The sequence below is a fragment of the Sedimentitalea sp. XS_ASV28 genome, assembly GCF_041224545.1.
Taxonomy (GTDB): domain Bacteria; phylum Pseudomonadota; class Alphaproteobacteria; order Rhodobacterales; family Rhodobacteraceae; genus Sedimentitalea.
Map to the genome: position 1 here is coordinate 1 of NZ_JBGFGP010000066.1, position 1662 is coordinate 1662.

Genomic DNA, 1662 nt, shown 5'->3' on the forward strand with positions numbered 1-1662 from the left:
CCCCATGCCCGCGCCTCGATCTGCGCCGCCGGATAGGCTGGCCTTGTGACTGCCGACAATTCGAACAGATCGGCCTTGTTGATGGTCCGCAGCATGGACGCGCCGCGCCGCTCGATGCGCTCGCCACCCTGGGGAACGCGAAAGCCCGGTGACAGGCCCTTGATCAGCCCCGCCCGGTGCGCTGCCAGAAAGTCGGCCGCCCAGGTGATGCCATCGTCCAACCTGGCCTCGATCTGCAAAGCCTCGTCAGTGTCGGTCAGGTGCAAGCTGCCTGCCGATCTGCTGGCAAGGGGCTTGTCAAAGCTATGCCCTGCCAGCAGGTGGATTTCAGCGCCGCCGTTGATCCGGTCGGCAAAGGCCCGCGGGGCGATAACTTCCAGCCGCCCCGGTGCCAGTTCGGTTTCCGCACCATAGGGAAAGGTGGCGCGAAGGCGGGTTTCCCCGCCTTCGGCCCTGACGTCCAGGGTGCCTTTGCTGCCGCCCCAGAGCATCAGTCCTGCACCCCCGTCAGCACTTCCAGTTGCGCCGTGCGGGAAATGGTCACGTCCATTGTCGCAAGCGCCGTCAGCCGCAAGCCGCCGGATTGCGCATCGCTGTAAGGATCGCGGATCAGGTCAACCGCGCCCCACATGCCGACGAAGATCGGAGCCGTGCCGCCCGCGCTGGTGGTCAACAGTGCGTCCGATGCCGTTGGCGAACCGGTCGGAGCCGCAAGCCCGTTGGTGGTCATGACCACGTTTTGCGCCGGAATGTTGCGGGTCAGGCGGTCCCATTCGGTCACGCCGGTGCCGGTGTCGATATAGGTATCATCCAACGCCGCCCAGACTTCGGGGCGGATCATCAGCCTGACCGCATCGGGCGACCCCGCCGCATTTGCCGTCATGAACCGGACAACCGCCGCGCGGAACGCCGCCCAGGATGCCGCCGCGTTGACCGCCGTTTCCGTGATGCCCCAACCGGACGCCCCGGCAAACACGCCGGTCGGCTCGCCATTGGAACCGGACCCGAGGAAAACAGCCGCGTCCAGCGCCTCGCCCATGCACCCGTTCAGGTCGCGCCGCACCGCCTGTTCCAGCGCCGCGCCGGATTGTTTCAGGCTCTTGCGCGAAATCCGCATCTGAATGCCCAGGGTGTTGTCCGGGGCCAGCGGTCGGTCGGTTGTCGTGTAGGGCGTCGGTCCTGCCACGTTGGCGTTTTCCCCATCGGCCCAGCCCGCCGACACGCTCGACGTCGTCACCGGGTATTCCAGTTCGCCCACGCCGACATTGACCATTTGCGCCCCCATGCGCGCCGCCGCCGATGCCGGGAACAGCCGGTCAATGATCGGAGCGGTGCGGATCGGATCAGGCGTCCCGCTGGCCACGGTGTTCCGGGTTTCCAGCGCCTCAAGGGGAACCGGCATTCCGCGATAGCCGTCGGCGCTGCGCAGTTCGGTGACGATTTCCGCCGTCTGCCCTTGCAGTTGCCGCCCTTCATCCAGGGCCAGCGCCACCTGCCGCAGTTCAAAACCCGCCATGATCTCGGACCATTCGCGTTCAGAGCGCGTTTCCAGCTCGCCCCTGGCGTCCTGGCGTTCCTCGTCCTCGGCAATCAGCGCCGCGCGATAGCGGGTTTCGTTGGCGCGATACTCGGCGTCCAGCTCGCCCATCTTGCGGGTTTCAT

Annotated in this window: 2 protein-coding genes; both read right to left on the reverse strand. The window is 66.6% G+C overall.

The annotated features are described in order from the left end of the window. Window positions 1–491, reverse strand: a 491-nt coding sequence (locus tag AB9K34_RS02780) for an HK97 family phage prohead protease (RefSeq protein WP_369952922.1), incomplete at its 3' end; no start/stop codon positions are given. Then, window positions 491–1662 (reverse strand): phage major capsid protein (locus tag AB9K34_RS02785; RefSeq protein ID WP_369952923.1); only part of this gene is annotated, 1172 nt, incomplete at its 5' end. The genes AB9K34_RS02780 and AB9K34_RS02785, both read right to left, overlap by 1 nt.